20 protein-coding genes and 2 pseudogenes are annotated in these 19,043 nt (G+C 68.7%); 13 read left to right on the forward strand and 9 right to left on the reverse strand.

Going from position 1 to position 19,043, the window contains the following annotated elements; all coding sequences use genetic code 11:
- Positions 1-132 precede the first annotated feature (132 nt).
- From AB0I04_RS05910 to AB0I04_RS05930, 5 genes and pseudogenes are all read right to left on the reverse strand, one after another.
- Positions 133-573: a hypothetical protein gene (locus tag AB0I04_RS05910; RefSeq protein ID WP_360879660.1), complete on the reverse strand. Its 441-nt coding sequence runs from the start codon at positions 571-573 to the stop codon at positions 133-135.
- Positions 574-786: 213 nt separating this feature from the next.
- On the reverse strand, positions 787-1,170 hold the full coding sequence (locus AB0I04_RS05915; protein WP_360879663.1) for a hypothetical protein: 384 nt from the start codon (positions 1,168-1,170) through the stop codon (positions 787-789).
- A gap of 54 nt (positions 1,171-1,224) precedes the next feature.
- Positions 1,225-1,371, reverse strand: a pseudogene (locus tag AB0I04_RS05920) (ATP-dependent DNA ligase); the annotation flags it as partial.
- A 92-nt stretch (positions 1,372-1,463) separates the two neighbouring features.
- Positions 1,464-1,718 (reverse strand): annotated as a pseudogene (locus AB0I04_RS05925) (hypothetical protein); the annotation flags it as partial.
- A 67-nt stretch (positions 1,719-1,785) separates the two neighbouring features.
- Positions 1,786-2,058 (reverse strand): hypothetical protein, encoded by a 273-nt coding sequence (locus AB0I04_RS05930; protein ID WP_360879666.1) that lies wholly within the window; start codon positions 2,056-2,058, stop codon positions 1,786-1,788.
- A gap of 400 nt (positions 2,059-2,458) precedes the next feature.
- On the opposite strand from AB0I04_RS05930, the gene AB0I04_RS05935 reads away from it, so the two are divergent.
- On the forward strand, positions 2,459-2,968 hold the full coding sequence (locus AB0I04_RS05935; protein WP_360879669.1) for an FxsA family protein: 510 nt from the start codon (positions 2,459-2,461) through the stop codon (positions 2,966-2,968).
- A 63-nt stretch (positions 2,969-3,031) separates the two neighbouring features.
- Here AB0I04_RS05935 and AB0I04_RS05940 read toward each other — a convergent pair whose 3' ends face one another.
- The gene (locus AB0I04_RS05940; protein ID WP_360879672.1) at positions 3,032-3,376 is read right to left on the reverse strand and encodes an RNA polymerase-binding protein RbpA; all 345 of its coding nucleotides are present in this window, start codon (positions 3,374-3,376) and stop codon (positions 3,032-3,034) included.
- 712 nt (positions 3,377-4,088) lie between these two features.
- Between AB0I04_RS05940 and AB0I04_RS05945 the strand changes: the two genes are divergently transcribed.
- From AB0I04_RS05945 to AB0I04_RS05995, 11 genes are all read left to right on the forward strand, one after another.
- The gene (locus AB0I04_RS05945) at positions 4,089-5,921 is read left to right on the forward strand and encodes a serine/threonine-protein kinase (protein WP_360879675.1); all 1,833 of its coding nucleotides are present in this window, start codon (positions 4,089-4,091) and stop codon (positions 5,919-5,921) included.
- Between the two features lie 152 nt (positions 5,922-6,073).
- On the forward strand, positions 6,074-7,261 hold the full coding sequence (locus AB0I04_RS05950; protein WP_360879678.1) for a hypothetical protein: 1,188 nt from the start codon (positions 6,074-6,076) through the stop codon (positions 7,259-7,261).
- A gap of 239 nt (positions 7,262-7,500) precedes the next feature.
- Positions 7,501-8,676, forward strand: coding sequence for a hypothetical protein (locus AB0I04_RS05955; protein ID WP_360879681.1), 1,176 nt, complete (start codon positions 7,501-7,503; stop codon positions 8,674-8,676).
- A gap of 352 nt (positions 8,677-9,028) precedes the next feature.
- Positions 9,029-10,072, forward strand: a complete 1,044-nt coding sequence (locus tag AB0I04_RS05960; RefSeq protein WP_360879684.1) for a serine/threonine-protein kinase — start codon at positions 9,029-9,031, stop codon at positions 10,070-10,072.
- Between the two features lie 55 nt (positions 10,073-10,127).
- Positions 10,128-10,382, forward strand: a complete 255-nt coding sequence (locus AB0I04_RS05965) for a hypothetical protein (RefSeq protein WP_360879687.1) — start codon at positions 10,128-10,130, stop codon at positions 10,380-10,382.
- Positions 10,383-10,445: 63 nt separating this feature from the next.
- Complete coding sequence (locus AB0I04_RS05970) at positions 10,446-11,189, forward strand: protein phosphatase 2C domain-containing protein (protein ID WP_360879690.1); 744 nt, start codon at positions 10,446-10,448, stop codon at positions 11,187-11,189.
- Between the two features lie 82 nt (positions 11,190-11,271).
- Positions 11,272-11,406 (forward strand): hypothetical protein, encoded by a 135-nt coding sequence (locus AB0I04_RS05975; protein ID WP_360879693.1) that lies wholly within the window; start codon positions 11,272-11,274, stop codon positions 11,404-11,406.
- Between the two features lie 50 nt (positions 11,407-11,456).
- Complete coding sequence (locus AB0I04_RS05980; protein ID WP_360879696.1) at positions 11,457-12,005, forward strand: hypothetical protein; 549 nt, start codon at positions 11,457-11,459, stop codon at positions 12,003-12,005.
- 171 nt (positions 12,006-12,176) lie between these two features.
- The gene (locus AB0I04_RS05985; RefSeq protein WP_360879699.1) at positions 12,177-12,422 is read left to right on the forward strand and encodes an RNA polymerase subunit sigma-70; all 246 of its coding nucleotides are present in this window, start codon (positions 12,177-12,179) and stop codon (positions 12,420-12,422) included.
- Positions 12,423-12,428: 6 nt separating this feature from the next.
- Complete coding sequence (locus AB0I04_RS05990) at positions 12,429-13,097, forward strand: Clp protease N-terminal domain-containing protein (protein ID WP_360879702.1); 669 nt, start codon at positions 12,429-12,431, stop codon at positions 13,095-13,097.
- A 281-nt stretch (positions 13,098-13,378) separates the two neighbouring features.
- Positions 13,379-14,662 carry a PQQ-binding-like beta-propeller repeat protein gene (locus tag AB0I04_RS05995; RefSeq protein WP_360879705.1) on the forward strand — a complete coding sequence of 428 codons (1,284 nt, stop codon included), beginning with the start codon at positions 13,379-13,381 and terminating at the stop codon, positions 14,660-14,662.
- Positions 14,663-14,691: 29 nt separating this feature from the next.
- On the opposite strand, the gene AB0I04_RS06000 is transcribed toward AB0I04_RS05995, so the two are convergent.
- From AB0I04_RS06000 to AB0I04_RS06010, 3 genes are all read right to left on the reverse strand, one after another.
- Positions 14,692-15,546, reverse strand: a complete 855-nt coding sequence (locus AB0I04_RS06000; RefSeq protein WP_360879708.1) for an ATP-grasp domain-containing protein — start codon at positions 15,544-15,546, stop codon at positions 14,692-14,694.
- Positions 15,547-15,652: 106 nt separating this feature from the next.
- On the reverse strand, positions 15,653-15,964 hold the full coding sequence (locus AB0I04_RS06005; RefSeq protein ID WP_360879711.1) for an SDR family NAD(P)-dependent oxidoreductase: 312 nt from the start codon (positions 15,962-15,964) through the stop codon (positions 15,653-15,655).
- 39 nt (positions 15,965-16,003) lie between these two features.
- Positions 16,004-18,007, reverse strand: coding sequence for an alpha-galactosidase (locus tag AB0I04_RS06010; protein WP_360879714.1), 2,004 nt, complete (start codon positions 18,005-18,007; stop codon positions 16,004-16,006).
- Positions 18,008-18,166: 159 nt separating this feature from the next.
- Here AB0I04_RS06010 and AB0I04_RS06015 point away from each other — a divergent pair, with 159 nt between their 5' ends.
- Positions 18,167-18,943: an alpha/beta hydrolase gene (locus AB0I04_RS06015; protein ID WP_360880004.1), complete on the forward strand. Its 777-nt coding sequence runs from the start codon at positions 18,167-18,169 to the stop codon at positions 18,941-18,943.
- Positions 18,944-19,043 lie beyond the last annotated feature (100 nt).

Raw genomic sequence — 19,043 nt, forward strand, 5'->3', positions numbered from 1 at the left:
GATCCGTCCTCCGGAAGTCGGTGCCGGCGGTCAGGGGGCGCCTGGTCGCCGGCGATGCCGTTATGCGCTGGTTCACGCCGACTCCGGTGGAGCGTATCGGGGCGGCCCGGGCCGGGCCGCCTCGAGGGCGCGCTACCCCGCGTAGGCGCGGCAGGAGTCGTTCTCGTCGGTGCCCAGGCCGATGACGGTGACGTGGTTCAACGAGCGAACGCCCTTGATCAGCAGGGTGTGCCGGGTGTCGCCGCCCTTGAAGGCGTAGGTGACGCCCGAGGTCTTCGGGTCGCCGGTGACGGGATTGTCGTCGGCGTCGTCGGCCTCGAAGTTGAGGGTGATGGGGGTCTTGCCCACCTGGGCGGTGACCTGGACGTCCGCGCCGGTGACGCGGTAGGAGACGGTCGTGCACGTCGGGGCGTCACTGTCGCCCTTGGGGGAGGCGGTGGGCAGCGGAACGCCCGCGGCCGCGCCGCCGGTCTTGGCGGATGCGGCGGTCTTGTCATGATGCGCGGATCCGCTGCCGCAGCCCGCCAGGCCCAGGCCGGCCACGGCGACGAGAACGAGCACATGCTTGCGCACGAGGACACTCCAAAGGTGAGGGGAACGAGCGGCGACCCGTCACGCGGGACGCCGGGTCAGGACCGGCCGGGACGCCGGGGCAACTCTGCTTCCGCCACCATGATCCCGCAAATGGACACGCCGGAAGAACACCGGGAGAAGCCGCGAACCCGGGCCTTCACCGCGCGCCGGGACAAGAGAGCCGGGTTTTCGCGCATACAGGAGGGAAGGGCGTCAACCGGGGTCTTCGCGGTGTACCTCGCGGGGCTGCTTGTCCGGGCGCAGCCCCCGCCAGCTCGGGTGCCGCAGGACGCCGTCCGGGGTCCACTCGCCGAACGCGACCTCGCCCACCAGCGCGGGCCGCACCCAGTGCGCGCGCCGGGCGACCTCGCGGGGCGCCGGCGGGTCGAAGGGCGCCTCCTCCCGGGCCAGGGGCGCCAGCCGCGCGGCCATGTCCCGCAGGTCCGCCTCGGTGAAGCCGGTGCCCACGTTCCCCGCGTACCGCAGATGGGCCCCGTCGTAGACGCCCAGCGCGAGGGACCCGATCAGGTCGGCGCGGCGGCCCGCCCCGGGGATCCACCCGGCGATCACGACCTTCTGGTGGCGGACGTTCTTCACCTTGATCCAGGGCCCGCGCCGCCCCGGGTGGTAGCGGGACCGCAGTGGCTTGCCGACGACGCCCTCCAGGCCCTGGGCCTGGCCCACGGCGAAGACGGCCTCGCCGTCGTCGCGCCACCAGGGCGGCACGCGTACGGGCCCCTCGTCGAGGCCGAGCGCGTCCAGGCGGTCCCGCCGCTCGGTGTAGGGGAGCGGCAGCAGCGACTCATCGTCGAGGTGGAGAAGATCGACAGGTAGTACTGGACCGGCACGGACCGGACGAGTCGCTCGCCGGGGTGCTGGACGTGCATCCGCAGCTGAAGCGTCGCGAAGCTCGGGCGGCCGTCGCGCAGGGCGACGATCTCACCGTCGAGGATCGCGGGGCGGGGCAGCATCCCGGCCAGGCCGGCCAGCTCGGGGTAGGAGTGCGTGATGTCCTTGTCGTTACGGGACCTCAGCCGCAGGCCGCCCTCCTGGACGTAGGCGACGGCCCGGACGCCGTCCCACTTCAGCTCCCAGCCGTAGGCGTCCTGGTCGGACGGCAGGGACCGCCGCAGGAGGGCCGTCATGGGCCGGATGAGCCGTGGAAGTCCGGCCAACCGGAGCTCCGGTGACCTTCTCCGGTACGTGCGGGGCTCAGCCCACCGGCATCGCCTCCCGGACGCGGTGCTTCATCCGCTCGGCCCGCTCACTCGGCGTCTCCTCGCCGTACTCTTCCTCCATCCGCAGGGCGACGCCGAGCGCGAAGAAGGTCGGCGCCCACTCGCCGACGAAGATCCCCCAGCGGTCCGCCCGGTCCATACCGGCCTTCTCGGCCCGCATCGATATCGCCCAGCTGGCGACCGACGCCATGATCGATCCGAAGCCGGCGATGTACATCATGTCGGACGTGATTCCGGCGCGGCGCATGAGCCTCAGCATCGTAACCCCCTGTTGACCTGCTGTTTTCCTCCGATAGGAAGCGGTACCCGGGGCCTGGGCCACTACGCCGACGTGGTGTTCAAATCGCCGCCAACTGCTACCGCCCGGCGTCGAAGCGGCCGTCGATGACGGTCCAGCCGGCGTCGACGACGCCATAGATCATCCGCTCCGTCTCCGCCGAACCGCGCCCTCGTATACAAGCCGGGATACAGGGTGGGTCGGGACATGCTCCGGCAGTCAGCGGCGATGCGCCGGTATCGGTCGCTGGTGTTCGGTGCCGCCGCGGGCGCGGCGTGTCCGCCCGGAGCGAAGCGGGAACTCCCGGCACGGCCAACTCGTCCCCCGGCCGCGCCCGTGAACCATCCATTCGGCGCGTCACAATGGAGACATGCTCCCTGTGGTGCTGTTCCTCGCGTTCCTGTTGCTGCCCGTCCTGGAGATCTACGTCATCATCCAGGTGGGCGAGCTGATCGGCGGCTGGCCCACGGTCGCGCTGCTGCTGGCCGAGAGCCTTCTGGGGGCGTGGATCATCCGGCATGAGGGCCGGCGGGCGTGGCGGGCGCTGAAGGAGACCTTCGGGGGCGGCGGCATGCCCGACCGGGAGCTCGCCGACGCCGGGCTCGTGCTCGTCGGCGGGGCGCTGCTGCTCACGCCCGGCTTCGTGACGGACTTTTTTGGGTTCCTGTTCGTGCTGCCGTTCACCCGGCCGCTCGTACGCCGCCTGCTGTCGTGGTACATCGGGCGGCGGGTGTCGGCGGCGCGGCGCCGGGGCGGCCTGCGGTTCGGGGACCTGAGCGGGATGTACGGGCCCGGGGCGAACGAGCCGGAGCCGGGTCCGGGGCCGCAGGTCGTGCGCGGCGAGGTCATCGAGGACGACCGTCAGGGCGAGCGGCGCTGAGAACACGCACGAGCCGTGCCGCCGAGGGGCGTGCGGCACGGCTCGTCTGCGTTCGGTGTTCGGTTACGCGGTCCTTCTGCGCTGGGCGCGCAGGACGGCCAATCGCTCGGCCAGGACCTCCTCAAGGTCTTCGATCGTGCGGCGCTCCATGAGCATGTCCCAGTGCGTGCGGGGCGCTTTACCCTTCTTGGACTGAGGCATCTCACCGTTGACCATCAGGGCGGTGGCGCCGCAGCTCCGGCACTCCCAGGTCATCGGCACCTCGGCCTCAGCGGCCAGGATGACGGTGAACCGGTGGCCCTTCGGGCAGTCGTACATGACCTCCTGACGAGGGGCCAGGTCGGTGTTTCGATCATTCTCGTAGCTCGTGGCTCCGAGGCGGGTGCCGCGAAGTGCGCGCTCGGCCATCGTGACGTGCCTCCCAGACGGCTTGCGTTCTCCTAGCGTGAACGCTGGATACCGAGACAAGATTCCCGTCTTGGCCTTGATCCAACCCTGGGAAGACTCACCGTTTTCCCGGGTCAACCCCGTTTTCCCCCTTCGAGCTGCATGAACAGTCCATCAGCGGCACCGTAGGCAGGTGTGGACGGACGGGGATCGTTCAAGATCAGCTGGCCCCGCTCCGCGCTGCTCAGGGCGTGACAAGTAACGGTTACTTGAAAGATGCCACGCTCTGTAGTGGTCGTCGGGGGTTCAACCAGATCGGCGAGGCACTGCGCACCGTCATGGTCGACGGGCGGATCGCCGGCACCTGGCAGTGGAACCCGACCCGTCGCGCCGTGGCGGTCTCCCTGGCCCGCGGCCGGACCGCTCCCTCCCGGCGTCGGCAGGTCAAGAACGCGGCGGACACCCTCACGGCCACCCTCCGCCAAGCCTGGGCGGCCACGAGCGCCCCGGCCCTCGACGCCGGCGGCCGGCAACTCCTGCCGCGCCAAAGAGGCCAAAAACAACCATCGCACCTGGATCTAACATCTCACATCTCACCACCGGCTCCCGAGGCACGGGCCGAGGACATAGGTCGGCCGAGGCGCCGCGCGACCCGACCAGCCTCATGAGATCGAGGTTAGGATCTGGACCGATGGAATAGACATGACCGTTCTTTTGAAGATGGGGAGTGCGGATGGTGGAGCCTCGCCCGTTGCAGCTGGGTGACCCTCTCCGGCTGGGCGGCTACGAGCTGGAGGGCAGGCTCGGCGAGGGCGGTCAGGGTGTCGTCTACCTGGGGCGCGATGCCCTCGGGAGGCAGGTCGCGGTCAAGCTGCTTCGGGCCCAGCTGGTCGCCGACGAGGCGATGCGGGCGCGGTTCGCCCGCGAGTTGGCGGTCATCGAACGCGTCGCTGGGTTTTGCACGGCGCAGGTCTTGGACGCTGACGTGGTGGGAGACCAGCCGTACATCGTCAGTGAGTACGTGCCGGGTCCGTCCCTTCTGCAGCTTGTGATGGAAGAGGGCCCGCGCGAGGGTACCGAGCTGGACCGGCTGGCGATCGGGGCGGCCACCGCGCTGGCCGCCATCCACCGGACCGGAATCGTGCATCGCGACTTCAAACCCGCCAACGTCCTCGTAGGTCCCGATGGGCCACGGGTCATCGACTTCGGGATTGCCCGGGCGCTGGAGTCCGGAGCCGACTCGACCACTGCCAGCGGCGTGGTCGGCACCCCGGCCTACATGGCCCCGGAACAGATCGCCGGGGAACGGGTCACACCGGCCGCCGACGTGTTCTCCTGGGCCGCGACGATGGTGTTCGCCGCGACCGGAGGACCGCCGTTCGGCGCCGACTCGATCCCGAGCGTCATGAACCGGATCCTCAATGCGGCCCCCGACCTGTCCGGGGTGCCGGTCGCGCTGCTGCCGCTGCTGGAGCGCTGCCTGGCCAAGGATCCGGCGGTACGGCCACAGGCGCAGGAGTTGCTGCTTCAGTTGATCGGCGAACGGCCAGGAGAGCCCGGCAAAGAACCGGCGCAATCCCCCGTCCCACCACCCCGGCCCACACCGCCGCCCCACCAGGCGCCACCCACGGTGGTGTCCCCGGCACCCCGTCGCCGGATCGCCCTGATAACAGCCGCAGCCCTGTGCGGGACACTGGTCCTGACCGCAGCGGCGGTCGGCGCGTGGCGGTACGCCCCCGGCATCGGCTCGGCGGACTCGCTCGCGCTCCCCCCAGACGGAGCGACGCTCCTGCAAGCCGCCTCGGCCGACGTACAGGCTCTCGGAAGCTACGACTACCGCAGGTTCGACATCGACGTGCAGTCGGCCCACAGCAAGATGACGGACCGGATGCGTAAGCAGTACGACTCGAGCCTGCCGAACCTCCGCGCGTCGGCACAACGGCTGAAGGCTGTCGTCGCGGGCACGGTGGTCGCCGCCGGCCTGGAGTCGGCGGGTGCCGACCACGCCACCGCCCTGATCTTCCTCAACGAGTTGTCCACGAAGGCCCAGCAGCAGGAGCCGGCCACGAGCCTGTCCGACCTTCGGGTCTCGCTGCTCCGGCAGCAGGGACAGTGGCGGATCGATCAGGTCGACGCCCTATCTGCGGCCCCCGCTCCCATCAAAGGCGCCCCCTGGCCCGGCTCGCGGGTATCTGCGGTGTTTCATGCCGCACAGTCCTGTATCAGCACCATGTACTCGACCGACTATCAGCGGCTCGACGGCATGATCGCGGCGGTTCGTCACTGCAGCACCGGCGAATTTCATGATCAGTGGACCGGCGGTGAGGCACAGCTCAGGTCGACGATCGAGAAGTCACAAGCTGTCAGCCGGGTCACCAGGATCGATGTCGGCCTGGTGGCGCCGGCCGGTCCGTCCCAGGCCACAGTACTCGTCGCCGTCGGCACGCAGGCCCGATCACAGGGGACACAGAAGCCGTATTCCAGGTTCACGCGACTCCGGGCCACGATGACCCGGGTCGCCGGCCGGTGGCTGCTGGCCAAGGTGGAGATGATCAACGCACCCTGAGCCGATGACGTCCGCCGACCACAGATGCCCGAAGTCGCGACGGCGAAGCGGGCCGCCCGCACCGTCGCCCGATTTCTCAGCCACTACATCGTCGGTCTTGTAGTTTGACGATGGGGGGCGTTTGCCGGGCATCGCCCGGGTGGAGGTTAATGATGCCTGAGTGGATTCGAGCCTGGCACAATCGGCCGGAACTGAAGGCCGCCGCCGTGGGTCGCCTGCGGGCCGTTCAGGCGTCCGGCGATTTTCGGAAGGGTGGACACGCGGAGTCCGAGGGGCGGCTGCACGGCGGATTGCATATCAGCTTGAACGCGCAGCGGGTTGCCGAGGAAAAGAGCGTGTCGCTGTCGGTGGTGCTGGCCGAGGACAGCGGCGTGGACTGGCTCGATGAAAGCGAGCGGCGGTGGGGGATTCCTCGGGTGCTCGGTGCTCTACTCCATCAGTGCCTCGAACAGGTTCCGGCGCAGGAGGCCCGTCCGTTCGCGGTGGCCGCGCTGGAAGCCATGCCGGTGGGCGCTTACCTGAGGCCTGTTGTCGCGCAATGGATCCTGGAACTCCTGGGCGATGAGTCCAACGGCGTACGGCGACACACCGCCGATGGCTCGCCGCAACGCGGTGCGGTGGATCAGGTCATCGAGCTGTACCGGCGGAAACTGGCCGGTACCCATCCCGCGCCGTCGGAATGGACGGCGGCCGCGCGGGCTGCCGGTGACCTCGCTCAGACCTCCACCCCCGATGACCCGGCCGCGTGTGCCGTGGCGGCCGTGAACGCGGCCGCGGATGCACACTCCCAAGACTTCGTCGCTGTGTCGGTGAGAGTCCGGGCCATGCGGGGCGCTGCTCGTTTTGCTGACAAAGACGCCTTCGACTCATACCAGGCGACGTTCATCGAAACCGAGGCGCTTAATTATGCGGCGCTGTATGCGGCCGAGGCAGTCCGTGCCGCTGCGGATGTGAATTTCCACACTGTCCTCGACCCGATCCGGCAAGCTGCCGAACGTGCTCGTGCCGCCGAGGACGCTGGCCGTTCGGTCGATCCTGGCGACGCCGCTGCCCTCGCTCGGGTCCGCGACGCCGCCGACGCCGGGGTCACCGAGGGGGTCGACTACTACCGATGGCGCGCGGACCGCCTGGTCCAAGCGATTGCAATGAGCGACACACCAGAGCCGAAACCAACCTCGCGCTTTCACGCGGAGCCTCACGAAAAATCGAGGCTAACGCACAGGGAAGCGTTCTGGCGACGTCGAGGATGGCGTCCGGACATGCCTGAGGAGCAACGTCAGGCAATTGAAAGAGAGTGGGACGACACATCGATCCGGCTAGCGGAGTTCCACGGCTTCTGACCGAATAGATAGCCTATCCTAGGTTCGTTGGATGGTAACTGGTCATCCCTGAAGGGGCGGGGCCGGTCAAGAGGTGACCTTGCGCGGCCCGGCGGTAGTGAGCGTTTCTCTGTAACGGTCAGCGACCGTGGGCGACTGCTCTGGAGGCTTGCCGGGCCGGCCGGAGATGGCTGAAACGCTGCAAAGCCACTCGCTCCTAGAGCTCGGCCACCCTTTCTAGAAGGGCTAGGTTGTCTCGCATGGCTGATGGTGCTCCTCTCACAGACCTGATCCAGGAAGGCCGCGCCAGTCCCGCGGTGCCCGCGCGGGTCGGCCACCACGACGTCTTGATCGAGAGCGGTTTCGTAGGGGTTTTCGTGTACCAGATCCGCGGCGACCGGATCCTGGTGGTTCATGCCAACAAGGGCTACCGTGACGACATCGCCGCCGCGCTGCTGGACGCCGTGGACGATCTCGCGGACGCCGACGACCTCGGTTCGATCGTTCGGCTGCGCCCGATTGAGGTTCCGGGGTTCGCGCTGGACCGGGCCGCCCTGCTCGGTCCCGGGCAGACCGACTTCTTCAAGAACAGGTCGTTGGCGGACCGCGGGCTGCAGGTCATCCCGGTGCATCGTTCTGAGGCCGTCGATGGTGAGGAGTACGAGGCCTTCTGGCCGGGCGTCATCGGCAAGAACCTGGCCATCCGGCACTACGACTGGACCCGCGAGCCGTCGCCGAGGGCTGATGTTCGGCGCTTGGACGATGGGGTAGGCGGCCTGTACCGGCGTAACCGTCACAGCCGCAGGAGTTCGAAGCCTGCGCTGGTGGGGGCGAGGATGGTGTTGCAGCACGATCTGCCCGCCCTGGCGGACGGCGTCCGGCTGTCGGTCATGGACGTGCGCGGCCACGATCTGCGCCTGCACCGCGAGTGGGATCGGCTGCGCGGCACGCTCCAGATCCCAGGTAAGGCCGAGGCCGTCGATGTGGACATCCCCCGGCTTTCGGCCTGGGCCGTCTTCGGCCCGCTGTTCGGCGGCGCCGACTTCGAGCCCGCCGCTTTGGAGGAGCAGCGGCCGGCCGAGCACATGCTGATGATGCGTGTGGGCGACAGCGAACGCCGACGTCACGACCGCGATGACCACCCAACCTCCCTGGACGAATGCCTGCGATGGCTGGACGCGCTTGCCGCCACCGACGGAAACTATCTGGTCTTTGCCGGAAGGTCGGAAGGCATCGTCCAGATGAGGTGGCAAGGGCCCGGCGAGCCGAGACTCTGGCTGGAGACGCCCGAGCCCGCCCACCACCGTTCCCGAGGCCGGTACGTCACGCGCGACGAGGCCGCGACCATGATCCAGACCCTGGCCCACGACGACCGCGTGGCCGTGGACGATCTAGGCGATCTGGAGACCGGCACCTGGGATCCCGGCACCGGCTGAACTGCGCCCACCCGCTCCTCGCGCCGTTTTCGCAGGCACACGCCATTTCCGCCAGGTCCCCACCGCCTCAGACGATCATTGAGCCCTCCGGCTCGCGCCGGCCTCCCGCCGAAGACCCCAACGCCGCCGCGCAGCTAAGCTTTCTAGCAGACATATGTGTCTATACAGTGGGCGCCTCGCCTTCCCGAGCTGAGGAGAGTTGATGCGCGACGGTCTGGAGTCGGCCGGGCGGTATCGGCTGGAAGCGCGACCGCAGTACCCTCAAGGAGGACACTGGGGATCACCCGACAGAAGCCACAATGACCGTTGAGAATGCCTTCTAGGTTATGCCTGTCAGGGAGAATTCTTAGCCATGCCGGTAGGGTCGCCTGAGTCCTTCTATGCCTCGATCATCCCGGCTGCGATTCTTGTCGTCGTTCTCGTCCTGTGGCGCGCGGCGATCCGGCGCGGTCAACAACAACGTCGGCGGGCAGCACAGCATCCCAGGGCTGCGGCGCAGTCGGTGACAGCAGCTCCGGCAGCCGTCGCTTCGCAGCCTCACTCCGCACCGCCTCTGGCCGCAACCCCGCGGGAGCCTTGGGTCATCACCTTGTCGGCGGGCCGGTTCACGCCGTTGGAAGAACTCGGCCGCGGCGGCATGGGCGTGGTCTGGCGCGCGAGGGACACGGTGCTGGGTCGGCAAGTGGCGATCAAACAGCTGCTCCCGCCCGCTGGGCTCTCTGCCGACGCGAGAGAAACCACGCGAGCTCGCATGCTCCGCGAGGCGCGGGCCGCCGCGCAGCTCGACCACAGGAACGCGGTGACTGTTCACGATGTCCTCCTGGATCAGGATTCGGTGCTCATCGTGATGGAACTGGTCAAGGCGCTGACGCTGACCAAGACCGTGGAGCGGGAGGGGCCGCTGCCTCACGCACGAGTTGCTGAGATCGGCCTTGACATGCTCGATGTGCTGACCGAAGCGCACGAACTCGGAATCATTCATCGCGACGTTAAGCCCGCGAATGTCCTTGTGCAGCGAGATGGATCAATAAAACTCGCCGACTTCGGAATTGCCAGGTTCCAGGGTGACCCAACGCTAACCGAAGCGGGCGCCATCATCGGTACCCCTGCCTATATGGCCCCAGAGCAGATCCGAGGGCTGGAGAGCTCACCCGCCATCGATCTGTGGGGACTTGGAGCCACGCTCTTCTACGCTGTTGAAGGGCTGCCCGCGTTCGGCGGGCCGAGCCTGACAGCGGTAATGGCCGCCGTCCTGACCGACCCACCGCGGACCCCGCAACGCGCAGGATCACCACTGGGCCAGCTGCTCATCAGCCTGCTCGCGAAAGATCCAAAGGACAGGCCAACAACAGCACAGCTGCGTTCCGGCCTCTCGCAGCTCACATTGAGGACCTGAGGTATCGCCGGTTGGGTGAACTCAACTCAAGGCATGCGTCGCCCCAGGTGGTGTGATGCGACGCCAGACAGCGCACCTGGAGAAGGTGCTCCACAACGACGCGCACCTGCCCCACCGCTTCGACGATGTCCACCTGCCAGCCTGGTTGCGCTGCACCGAGGGAGAACAGCGGCTGCCCGTGACGGTCACGGTCGTCGTCGCGATGATGCCGCTCGCCCGGTGGGCGAAGATGACGATGCTCGCCCGGTCGGCCGTGTCGATCGTGGCGGTCGCCCTGGTCATCGCCCGAGCGGTGAACATCCTGAAATAGCCGGCTCGGCCGCGCCCATTCGCCGTGAAACACGAGAACGCCGGGCTCGGTAGGGTTACGTGCATGATGATCGGGATCCGTTACGCGACACGGTCAGACGTCGGAATGCTTCGCGAGGAGAACGAGGACTCGGCGTACGCGGGCCCGCACGTGCTGGCCGTCGCCGACGGCATGGGAGGCCACGCCGCCGGCGAGGTCGCCAGCGCCACCGTGATCGAAGAACTACGCGCCTTGGACGTCGAGGTTCCCCAGGACCGGCTCATCGCCACACTGGAGCAGGCAGTCCGCCAGGCCAACGAGCGAGTGCACAGCATGGTCGAGGCCGATTCGTCACTGCGCGGCATGGGAACCACGTTGACGGCGATGCTGTGGTCCGGATCACAACTCGCCATCGTCCAGATCGGCGACTCGCGCGCATACCTCCTACGCGACGGCATCCTGTACCAGATCACCCACGACCAGACACTCGTGCAGACCCTTCTGGACGACGGGAGGATCAGCCAAGAGCAGGTCGCCACGTATCCCTACCGGTCGATGCTGCTGCAGGCCCTGGACGGCCGCGACCAGCTCACCCCCGACCTTCAGCTGCGCAATGCCCTCGTCGGTGACCGATACCTGCTGTGCTCCGACGGCCTCTGGGACGTCGTCACACCCGACATGATCCACAAAACTCTCACCGGCATGACCGACCCCGAACACGTCGTCGCCCACCTCGTCGACGCCGCCAACGCCGGCGGCGGCCCCGACAACATCACCTGCATCCTCGCCGACGTCATCGACCTCAACGACCAAGAAGCCAGCCCATAGCGCCGCAAACGGTCTGCCGAAAACGTGGCATGCGACACCCCCGGCGCGAACCGCGGGTGACCGACCCGTGGTAGCCGCTGGCGTGCAGGTAGTTCTGGGCGGCGCGGATCGCGGCCTGGCGATCGACGCGGAAGGCACCACCGCGGGCGTAGGCGTGGTCATGTCGAGCCTGTCGGACATCCCGCGCGTTGCTGTCGGCATGTCGGTCTCTTCCTGAACTGGGCCGCAGACGTCAGCGGACGACTCTGAACGGAAGAATCCTCCGCGATGCCCTTCAACGATCACCTGCAGCGGACCGTCACCAGCGCATTGGCTTCCGTCCCTCCCATCGAGGCAGCGGATATCTATGCGATCTCCTTCTACCTCTGGAACGAAGACGACGATCCGCAGCGGCCGGTCCTCACCCTCGGCTACAACACCGAAGCGCAGGTCCAACAGGTCCTCGACAGCGCCCATGGCCGCCGCTACCCAGACCCGGCAGAGGCTCGATGGAACTACGCCTACTGGCTTCAGAACGAACTCGCCGTCGTCGGCGACAGCATCCAAGACCCCGACGGCGCCACTCAGCGCGACGAGTGGATCAAGGGAGCCTCGACAGCAGACGAACATCTCTGGGTCACCGCCCGCTTCGTCGAGGCTTGCACCCAGCTTGCTCGCCACCTGCACGAAAGTGGACAGATCAAACAAGCCATCGGGCAGCCGGCCCCGGTGCTCGTCCACGAGCTCGAGTACTACGAGCAGATCGCCCAGCAGACCGAAGTAGCCAACCCGCCCGGGCTCGCCGCTGACTTCCTCGCCTGGGTTCGCGAACAGTAGGCATTTCGCCGCCAGCGGTGGCGACATCCGGCGCCTGTGTGACCTGTTCGGGCTCAGCGCCGCCGGAGCGATGCGCTCACCACCGCCGACCTCACGTCCGATCCGCCCGAGCCAGGCGAGCCGGTCAACCAGGGTTGACCGCATGGGGTCGGTCAACGTAGGTTGACTCCCATGAGGGATGTCCGGCGGGAAGAGGTGACGAATTTGGCTGCCGCGACCAGTAGCCAGGATCCAGACGTCGGCCTCGCCGCGGTGGCGGCGCTGCGCTCTCTGGTCGAGGTGCTGGAGGCCCTGCAGGTCGAAAACGCCCGAGCCAAGGGCTGGATCTGGAAAGACATCGCCGAACGGCTCGGTGTCAGCAAGCAGGCCGTGCACAAAAAGTATGCCGGTAACCGGCTGTTCCGCACCGGGAGGTAGGACAGCGTGTTCGAACGGTTCACCCCACCGGCCCGCCAGGTCATGGAACGGGCCGACCAAGAGTCCGAACGGCTGGGCCACAACTACGTCGGTCCCGAGCACGTTCTGGCAGCCCTCACCGCCGATGAGGGAATCGCCGGACAAACCCTTCGACGGCTCGGCCTCGATACCGAAGCCGCGCGAGCCGAGCTGATTCGCCTCGTCGAGTCCGGAGTTCTTCCAGGCCGGTACCGCGACGACGCCGAACTGCTGGCCGGCCTCGGGATCGACCTGGACGCCGTACGCGATGCCGTGAACGACGCCTTCGGCGCCACGATCGTGGAAGAGACCGCACGGCGTGTGGCACGACGCGGCACCGGCAGAACATCCCCATGGAGCCGGCCACCATGCGGTAAGGGAATGGCCGTCAAGCGGGCACTGGAACTGGCCGAAGCCGAAACCCGTCACCAGCAGGTCGGCCCCGAACACGTCCTGCTCGGACTGCTGCACGACGCGCAGAACCCGGCCAAAGTGCCTCGTTGCTACAAACTGCCGCAGGCCCGGCAGATGCGGACTCGCCGCGGCGGGCCCCAACCCGACCGGCCCAGTCCCATCCCGGCGATGCTCCAATCGCGCGGCCTGACTGCCGACATCCTGCGCCAGGCGATCCTCGCGCAGATGGCCGCGACCATCTGAGCCGGTCATCACTGACCCCGCAGTTCGCGAACCCACAGGCCGACTCGGCCGCCAATGCCTGGCCGGTAAAGAGGGTGCGTCCATTCGGGTCGATACCACGCACACGTATGCCCAAGGCCCGATCCCTTACTCTGCGACATCGGTCCACCCCTAAGCTGGGCGTCATCTCGACGCCGTAAGGGATCTTGCCTGCGCCGCTCCCACGGTTCGGTGTGTCCAGTAGCCCAGGATCGGCTCAACAGCCCATAGCCGCGTGCGGATTGGGTTACGATTTTTGGTCCATGGCAGGTGTGACCTTACGCCGGACAGGGACGAGCGTTCTGGCGTTTGCGCTGGTGATGCTCGCGCTCGCTGCCGCCTGCTCCCGCGCCCCCGGCACCCGCGCCCCCGGCACCCCTGACCAACCCGGGCTGCCGTTGTCCGGCGACGGGCCGCGCCCGGGCCCGCTGCGCACCGCTTGGCAGGTTCACACTCCGTACGCTGCGCAGGGAGCCGCTCTCGACCTGGTCGGCGGCCGGGTGCTGGTCACGGCGACCCTGCCGGACGGTGTCGTGGCGCGCGATCCGCGTACCGGCCGGGTCCGGTGGCGTCACCGGGAGCCCGGCATGGACCTGACGACGTATGGCGTGACCGGCGGCACGGTGGTGGTGCGCAGCCAGTCGCGTACGGCGGACGCCAAGCCCGGGCCCGAGAACCCGTCCCCGTGGGCGGTACGGCTCGTCGGGCTGGACGCGCTCGACGGCAGGCAGTTGTGGCGCCGCGACGAACTCGCGGTGCAGGCCGTCTATCCGTTCCGGGCGCTGGCCGGGGGCGGGACGATCGCGACCTGGCAGCGGGACGGACGACGATGCGATCTCGCGGGTGCCGACGCCCGTACCGGACGACCACGCTGGGCGGCGAAGGTCCAGGTCGGCGGGGACTGCCTTCCCGGCTGGACCACCGACCACGACACCGACGGGAGCCTGTTCCTCGCCAGGGACCAAGCCGGCGGATTGCACGCGATTGATCCGGCGACCGGGCGCACGCTGTGGTCGCGGCGGCTGTCGCGCACGCCGGCCGAACAGCCCGAGGTGACCGTACGGCAGGGCGTCGTGCTGGTGGTCAAACGCTTCGAGGCCTCCTGGGTTGAGCTCATCGACACCTCAGGCAGGAAGCTGTTCGAGATCCGCGGCGGCGATCCCTGCCGGTGGACGTGCGGCCTGGCCGTCCTCGGTGACCGGGCGGTGGTCTCCCACCTCGACGCGGCGGGGCGGCCCTGCGTCACCGTGGCGGACCGGCACGGAGGAGCGCCGGCCATGGTGTCCGCGCCCGGTGCCTACCCGACGCTGGTTCCCGCATCGGGCGGGGTGTACGGGCTACGCCTGTGGCCCACCCCGGGACTGGACGTGATCGACCCGGCCGCACAGCGCGTCCGGTCGGGTCCGGCGCCGCCAGGAGTCCGCCTGCAGGGCGCCAACTGGCAGGAGGACGGCGTCACCTGGCTCGCGGTGGGCGGCGGCCGGGTGTTCGTCGCCGACGCCGGGGTCGACGGGCGTACCGCTATCACCTCGGCCGCCGGGGGATGAGCCAGGCACGGGGCGTTGCAGTTGGGCGCCTATGTAATTGCCGGGCGCCCTGCGGAACGATGGCGTGACGTTCCCGGTTGCTGGGTCGAGGGCATCGCGTCGTCGTTGTGTGTCTCCGCCGCCCTTCGTACGAAGGGCCGATCGGTGTCCCGTATTTCGTGCGCGGGTGCAGCCGCCCGCAGGACGACGTCCAGAACACGCTCGGCGTCCGCGGCGTAGGCGTTGCTGAACCATGCCTCATTGGCCTCGACGACCGCGAACCGGCCGCTGTCAGAGAGAATTCCGACATCGACCACGACAGCGCTCGGCAGCCCGCTCGCCAGGTGGTTCAGCAACTCGGTGCCGAAGCCGAGCGCGGGATGCCCCGGCGGCAGCGGTGCGCTGTCGAGAACCCCGGAAACGGCGTAGCGGCTCGCGGTGCGCACCTCGCCGTCCAGGACATGGAGCCGGTACTCCTCAGCGAATGCGACCAAGTCGGCGGACAGCACAGGGAGTTCGGCGGGCAGGTGTGATGGCAGACCGGTGCCGTCTGGACGCACTCCCGCCGGAAATAGCTTCCCGGCGGCCGGCTTGACGAATCGAGGGACGCGGTGCCGCCGAGCCTGGCCCAGAGTGATCAGCTCGACATGCCTGCCGGTGAAGTACGCGGGCAGGGCCGCAAGCAGATCGAGAGGCGGATCCAACAACGCCATGTCCAGCGCGGACGCCACCGCGTCGGCGAAGCGTTCGCCGCCGTATAGATGGGCGTGCCCCTTCATTTCGGCAGGGATCGGATGTCCGGGCAGTGTGCGCACGTCCATTCCCCGCCACACAGCCGCTTCTGCCAGAAGCCGGCCCGTCGTGGTCGTGCGCGGCGGAAGCAGGAACGATCGACGTGTGCTCACCCCGGAATTCTCCCAGCGCGAAGAGCACCTGGCGCAACAAGATCTTCCAGCGGCCCGCGTAGAAAATCGAAGGCGGTCTCAGGGGGTCGCTGTATCAACCTGCTGGTCACCAGCGGCCGTGCTCGTGGACGTCGTCCTGGGCGTCGGTGAGGGATCCCCAGTACTGGCCGGTGGGCGCGTCGGCCGGGAGAGTGGCGAGGGTGGTTACGATTTCGGCGGCCTGCTCGGGGGTGCGGTGCCCGGTGTGGCCGTTGAAGTCGGTGGCGACGTAGCCGGGGATGGCCGCGCTGACCTTGATCAGGGTGTCGCGCAGTTCCTTGGCGTACTGCCCGGTGATCATGTTCACCGCCGCCTTCGAGGTCGGGTAGACCAGGTCGCGCAGGTACTGGTACATCCCCGACGTGAGGTCGTCGAGCATCGCCGATCGTGCCGGGCGGGTCGTCGGCCCGCCCGGCACTCACTGGCCGGTGAGGCGCAGCAGACGGGCGGTGTACGCCTCGGGCAACGTGATGCGCAATGGCCCGGTGGACGTCCAGCAAGGCATGGCGTCCGCCGGATAGAGGAGCGACACGGAGGCGGCGGAGAGCGGCAGCTCACAGGTCGGGTCCGCGTCGTCACGGCGCCACACGGCGAGGAACGTCTCCGGCCCACAGTCGACGGCGAGGGCGAGCCAGCCGTCCCGCCAGCCGGGAAGACCGAGCGGCCAGCGGGGAATCCCCCTCGCCAGGGCGCGGCGGTAGGTCCGGTACACATCGATCGCACCGGTGACCAGGTCGAGTTGATGGTCGGACAGCAGGTCGAGCCGACCTGACAGGTGGATCCGGCCGAGCATCGCCGAGACCATCGTGAAGATGATCCGCTCATCGTCGAAGTCCGGCTGAGGGTACGCCCACACGGCGCCCTGCTCGGGCGGCACCACGGTCGGTGCGGCGGCGGCGATCGCGGGGATGAGCGTCTCGTCCTGCTGGTCGGTCAGGGACTGGACGGGCACCCGCGCGAGCGTCGCGTGGTCGGCGCGCATGCCTCCGGACGCGCACGCCTCGAGTACGAGCCCCGGATACCGGCCCTGCAACCGTTCGAGCCAGTCGAGGTAGGCGCGGTTGTGCTCGAGAAGCCCGGAGCCCGGGGTGACGGCGATGTTGTAGTCGAGTTTGAGGTACCCGAGGCCGAACTCGCCGATGAGCCGGTCGACCGTGGCGTCCAGGTGCCGTACGGCCGCCGGATGCGCGAGATTGAGATGGTGCCGGCCCCATTCCACGAGGCGGACGCCATCGCTGCGGAAGAATGCTTCTTCCGGCAGATCCAGCCTGGATCTGACACCCACCACCTCGGGTTCCAGCCACAGGCCAGGGGTCATGCCCGCCGCGCGGATCGCGTCCGTCACCTCCACCAGCCCTCGGGGGAACCGCGTGGTGGAGGGCTGCCAGGTGCCCACGGCGTCCCACCAGGCGGGCACCCCTCCCGGACCGGGCTCGGCGTCGATCTCGTCGTCGAACCATCCCGCATCGATGCAGAAGTACTCGGCGCCGGCCCGGGCGGCGGCCTTCACCAGCGGCAGCAGCCGGCCCGTCGTCGGATCACCCATCAGGCAGTTCATGAAGTCGTTGAACACGACCGGCAGTTCGACGTTGTCGGCGTGGGGTCGCCGCACCGCGCGCCGATACCGGGTCAGGGCACCCATCGGGTCATCGCTCAGCGTGAGAGCCACCGGAACCGTGGTGAACGACTCGCCGGGAAGGAGCCGCTTGGACCACTGATGTTCGCGCTGGGACGGCCCGGCGAGTGAGAGGTAGAGATCGCCGAAACGGTCGCCGATCTCGAAGTGCCAGGAGCCGTTGTGCTCGATCTGCCAGGCGAGGCAGCCGTCGCGACCCCGCAGGATGCCCATCGGCAGATGCTCGGAGGTCGGCCAGGACCCGGTGCCGGTGCGGGACAGCCGGTTCTTGGTGCCCGTCTGGCCGAAACGCACCATGCCCACGTCGTACAGGCCGAGTTCCGCCAGGAACGAGCCCGACCAGCGGTACTCGCCGCTCCATGGGTTGTGGGCGGTCCACAGTTCGAGCTCGCGCTCCCAGACCCGTACGCCGAGCGTGGTGGCGACTCCGGAGCAGACGAAGGACGAGACGTGCTCGACCGTGACCTCCTGCTCGGCGGTCAGCTCGGTCCACGAGCGGAGGACCTGACCGCGCAACTCGTAGTGGGCGACGACCCGCAGACCGGTCTCCGGATCGCGCATCCGCACCGACAGCGTTCCATCACCCTTGTCGTGACCGACCGGGCGCAGCCGCCGCGACACCTGGCCGTCGACGTGCCGGCCGCCCGCGGTGCCGGCCCTGCCGTGACCGGCCAGTTCGATCTCGACGAGCGGCAGCGCCGCACGGCTCGGCCGGTTGATCCCGGCGAGCCGGACACCGTCCTCGAACAGCAGCGTGATCGTCTCATCGCCCCAGCGTTCGATCACTGAACCCTCCGACGCAGCAAACGCTTTCTAAATTTTCCGATGCCGGTAGGCCGTCGTCCTGGTGTAGACGAGAATGGATCGGCTGGCCACGAACCCTCCGGTCGAGATGATAGAAAACGGTTTCTACGGCATCGTACGAAGAGGAGACGTTCCGTGTCCATGCGCGATCCCGGCACCGTCCGGCTCTTCCACACCGACCACGGGTCGGGGGACATCGTCCTGCTGCTGGTGCACGGCTGGGGCGGGGACGGCCGCGAGTGGTCGCCGCATGTGGAGGCCCTGGCCGGGAGGCACCGGGTCATCGTCCCCGACCTGCGCGGCCACGGCCGCTCGGACGTGCCGGCCGAGGACAACACGCCTCGTGCGATGGCCCGGGACCTCGCCGCGCTCATCGCACGTCTCGCGGCGGGACCGGTCGTCGCGGTCGGCCACTCGATGGGCGGGCAGGTCGTCAACCTGCTCGCCGTCGAGCATCCGGAGGCGATCCACTCCGTCATCGCCCTCGACCCTGCGCACGGGGCCGACGGCGACGAGGTGGCCGACATCCCCCGTCGGCTCAGGACGTACCAGGCGAACGGCGCCACTGCCGCCGCCGAGTTCGTCGCCGCGGCCTTCTCCCCGAACGCGCCGACCGGCCTGCGCACGGCTCACGTCCGTACCATGCTCGGCACACCCGACCACGTCATCGTGCAGGCGTACGCCGGGATGTACACCGATCGGCGGGCGGTGGGGATCCGTGAACACAGCGAGGCGTACCTGAGGCTCCGGAAGTGTCCGGCGCTCACCGTCTGGACCTCGGCCGCGCACGCCGACTGGGAGGGCGGCCTCCGGCTGCCCGGCGCCCGCGTCGAGCACTGGCCCGGCGTCGGCCACTACCTCCACGAGGAGCGATTCACCGAAACGGTGCGGCTCATCGAGCAGTGGTCCGGCCGGTGACCGGCGCCGAGACGACCCGGCCCACGGCGCGTTTCGCGGCGGCCGGGTCGTCCTCATGCCCGACGCGATCCCGCTGCGGACGGGCGCGCGGTCAGGCGGG

This window comes from Actinoallomurus sp. NPDC050550, assembly GCF_040655075.1.
Taxonomy (GTDB): Bacteria; Actinomycetota; Actinomycetes; order Streptosporangiales; family Streptosporangiaceae; genus Actinoallomurus.

Bases quoted from the DNA above. Each gene is read 5' to 3' on its own strand.
- AB0I04_RS05930 (WP_360879666.1), bottom strand. From the start codon at position 2,058: ATGCGCCGCGCCGGAATCACGTCCGACATGATGTACATCGCCGGCTTC.
- AB0I04_RS05935 (WP_360879669.1), top strand. From the start codon at position 2,459: ATGCTCCCTGTGGTGCTGTTCCTCGCGTTCCTGTTGCTGCCCGTCCTG.
- AB0I04_RS05940 (WP_360879672.1), bottom strand. From the start codon at position 3,376: ATGGCCGAGCGCGCACTTCGCGGCACCCGCCTCGGAGCCACGAGCTAC.
- AB0I04_RS05945 (WP_360879675.1), top strand. From the start codon at position 4,089: ATGGTGGAGCCTCGCCCGTTGCAGCTGGGTGACCCTCTCCGGCTGGGC.
- AB0I04_RS05950 (WP_360879678.1), top strand. From the start codon at position 6,074: ATGCCTGAGTGGATTCGAGCCTGGCACAATCGGCCGGAACTGAAGGCC.
- AB0I04_RS05955 (WP_360879681.1), top strand. From the start codon at position 7,501: ATGGCTGATGGTGCTCCTCTCACAGACCTGATCCAGGAAGGCCGCGCC.
- AB0I04_RS05960 (WP_360879684.1), top strand. From the start codon at position 9,029: ATGCCGGTAGGGTCGCCTGAGTCCTTCTATGCCTCGATCATCCCGGCT.
- AB0I04_RS05965 (WP_360879687.1), top strand. From the start codon at position 10,128: ATGCGACGCCAGACAGCGCACCTGGAGAAGGTGCTCCACAACGACGCG.
- AB0I04_RS05970 (WP_360879690.1), top strand. From the start codon at position 10,446: ATGATGATCGGGATCCGTTACGCGACACGGTCAGACGTCGGAATGCTT.
- AB0I04_RS05980 (WP_360879696.1), top strand. From the start codon at position 11,457: ATGCCCTTCAACGATCACCTGCAGCGGACCGTCACCAGCGCATTGGCT.
- AB0I04_RS05985 (WP_360879699.1), top strand. From the start codon at position 12,177: ATGAGGGATGTCCGGCGGGAAGAGGTGACGAATTTGGCTGCCGCGACC.
- AB0I04_RS05995 (WP_360879705.1), top strand. From the start codon at position 13,379: ATGGCAGGTGTGACCTTACGCCGGACAGGGACGAGCGTTCTGGCGTTT.
- AB0I04_RS06005 (WP_360879711.1), bottom strand. From the start codon at position 15,964: ATGCTCGACGACCTCACGTCGGGGATGTACCAGTACCTGCGCGACCTG.
- AB0I04_RS06015 (WP_360880004.1), top strand. From the start codon at position 18,167: ATGCGCGATCCCGGCACCGTCCGGCTCTTCCACACCGACCACGGGTCG.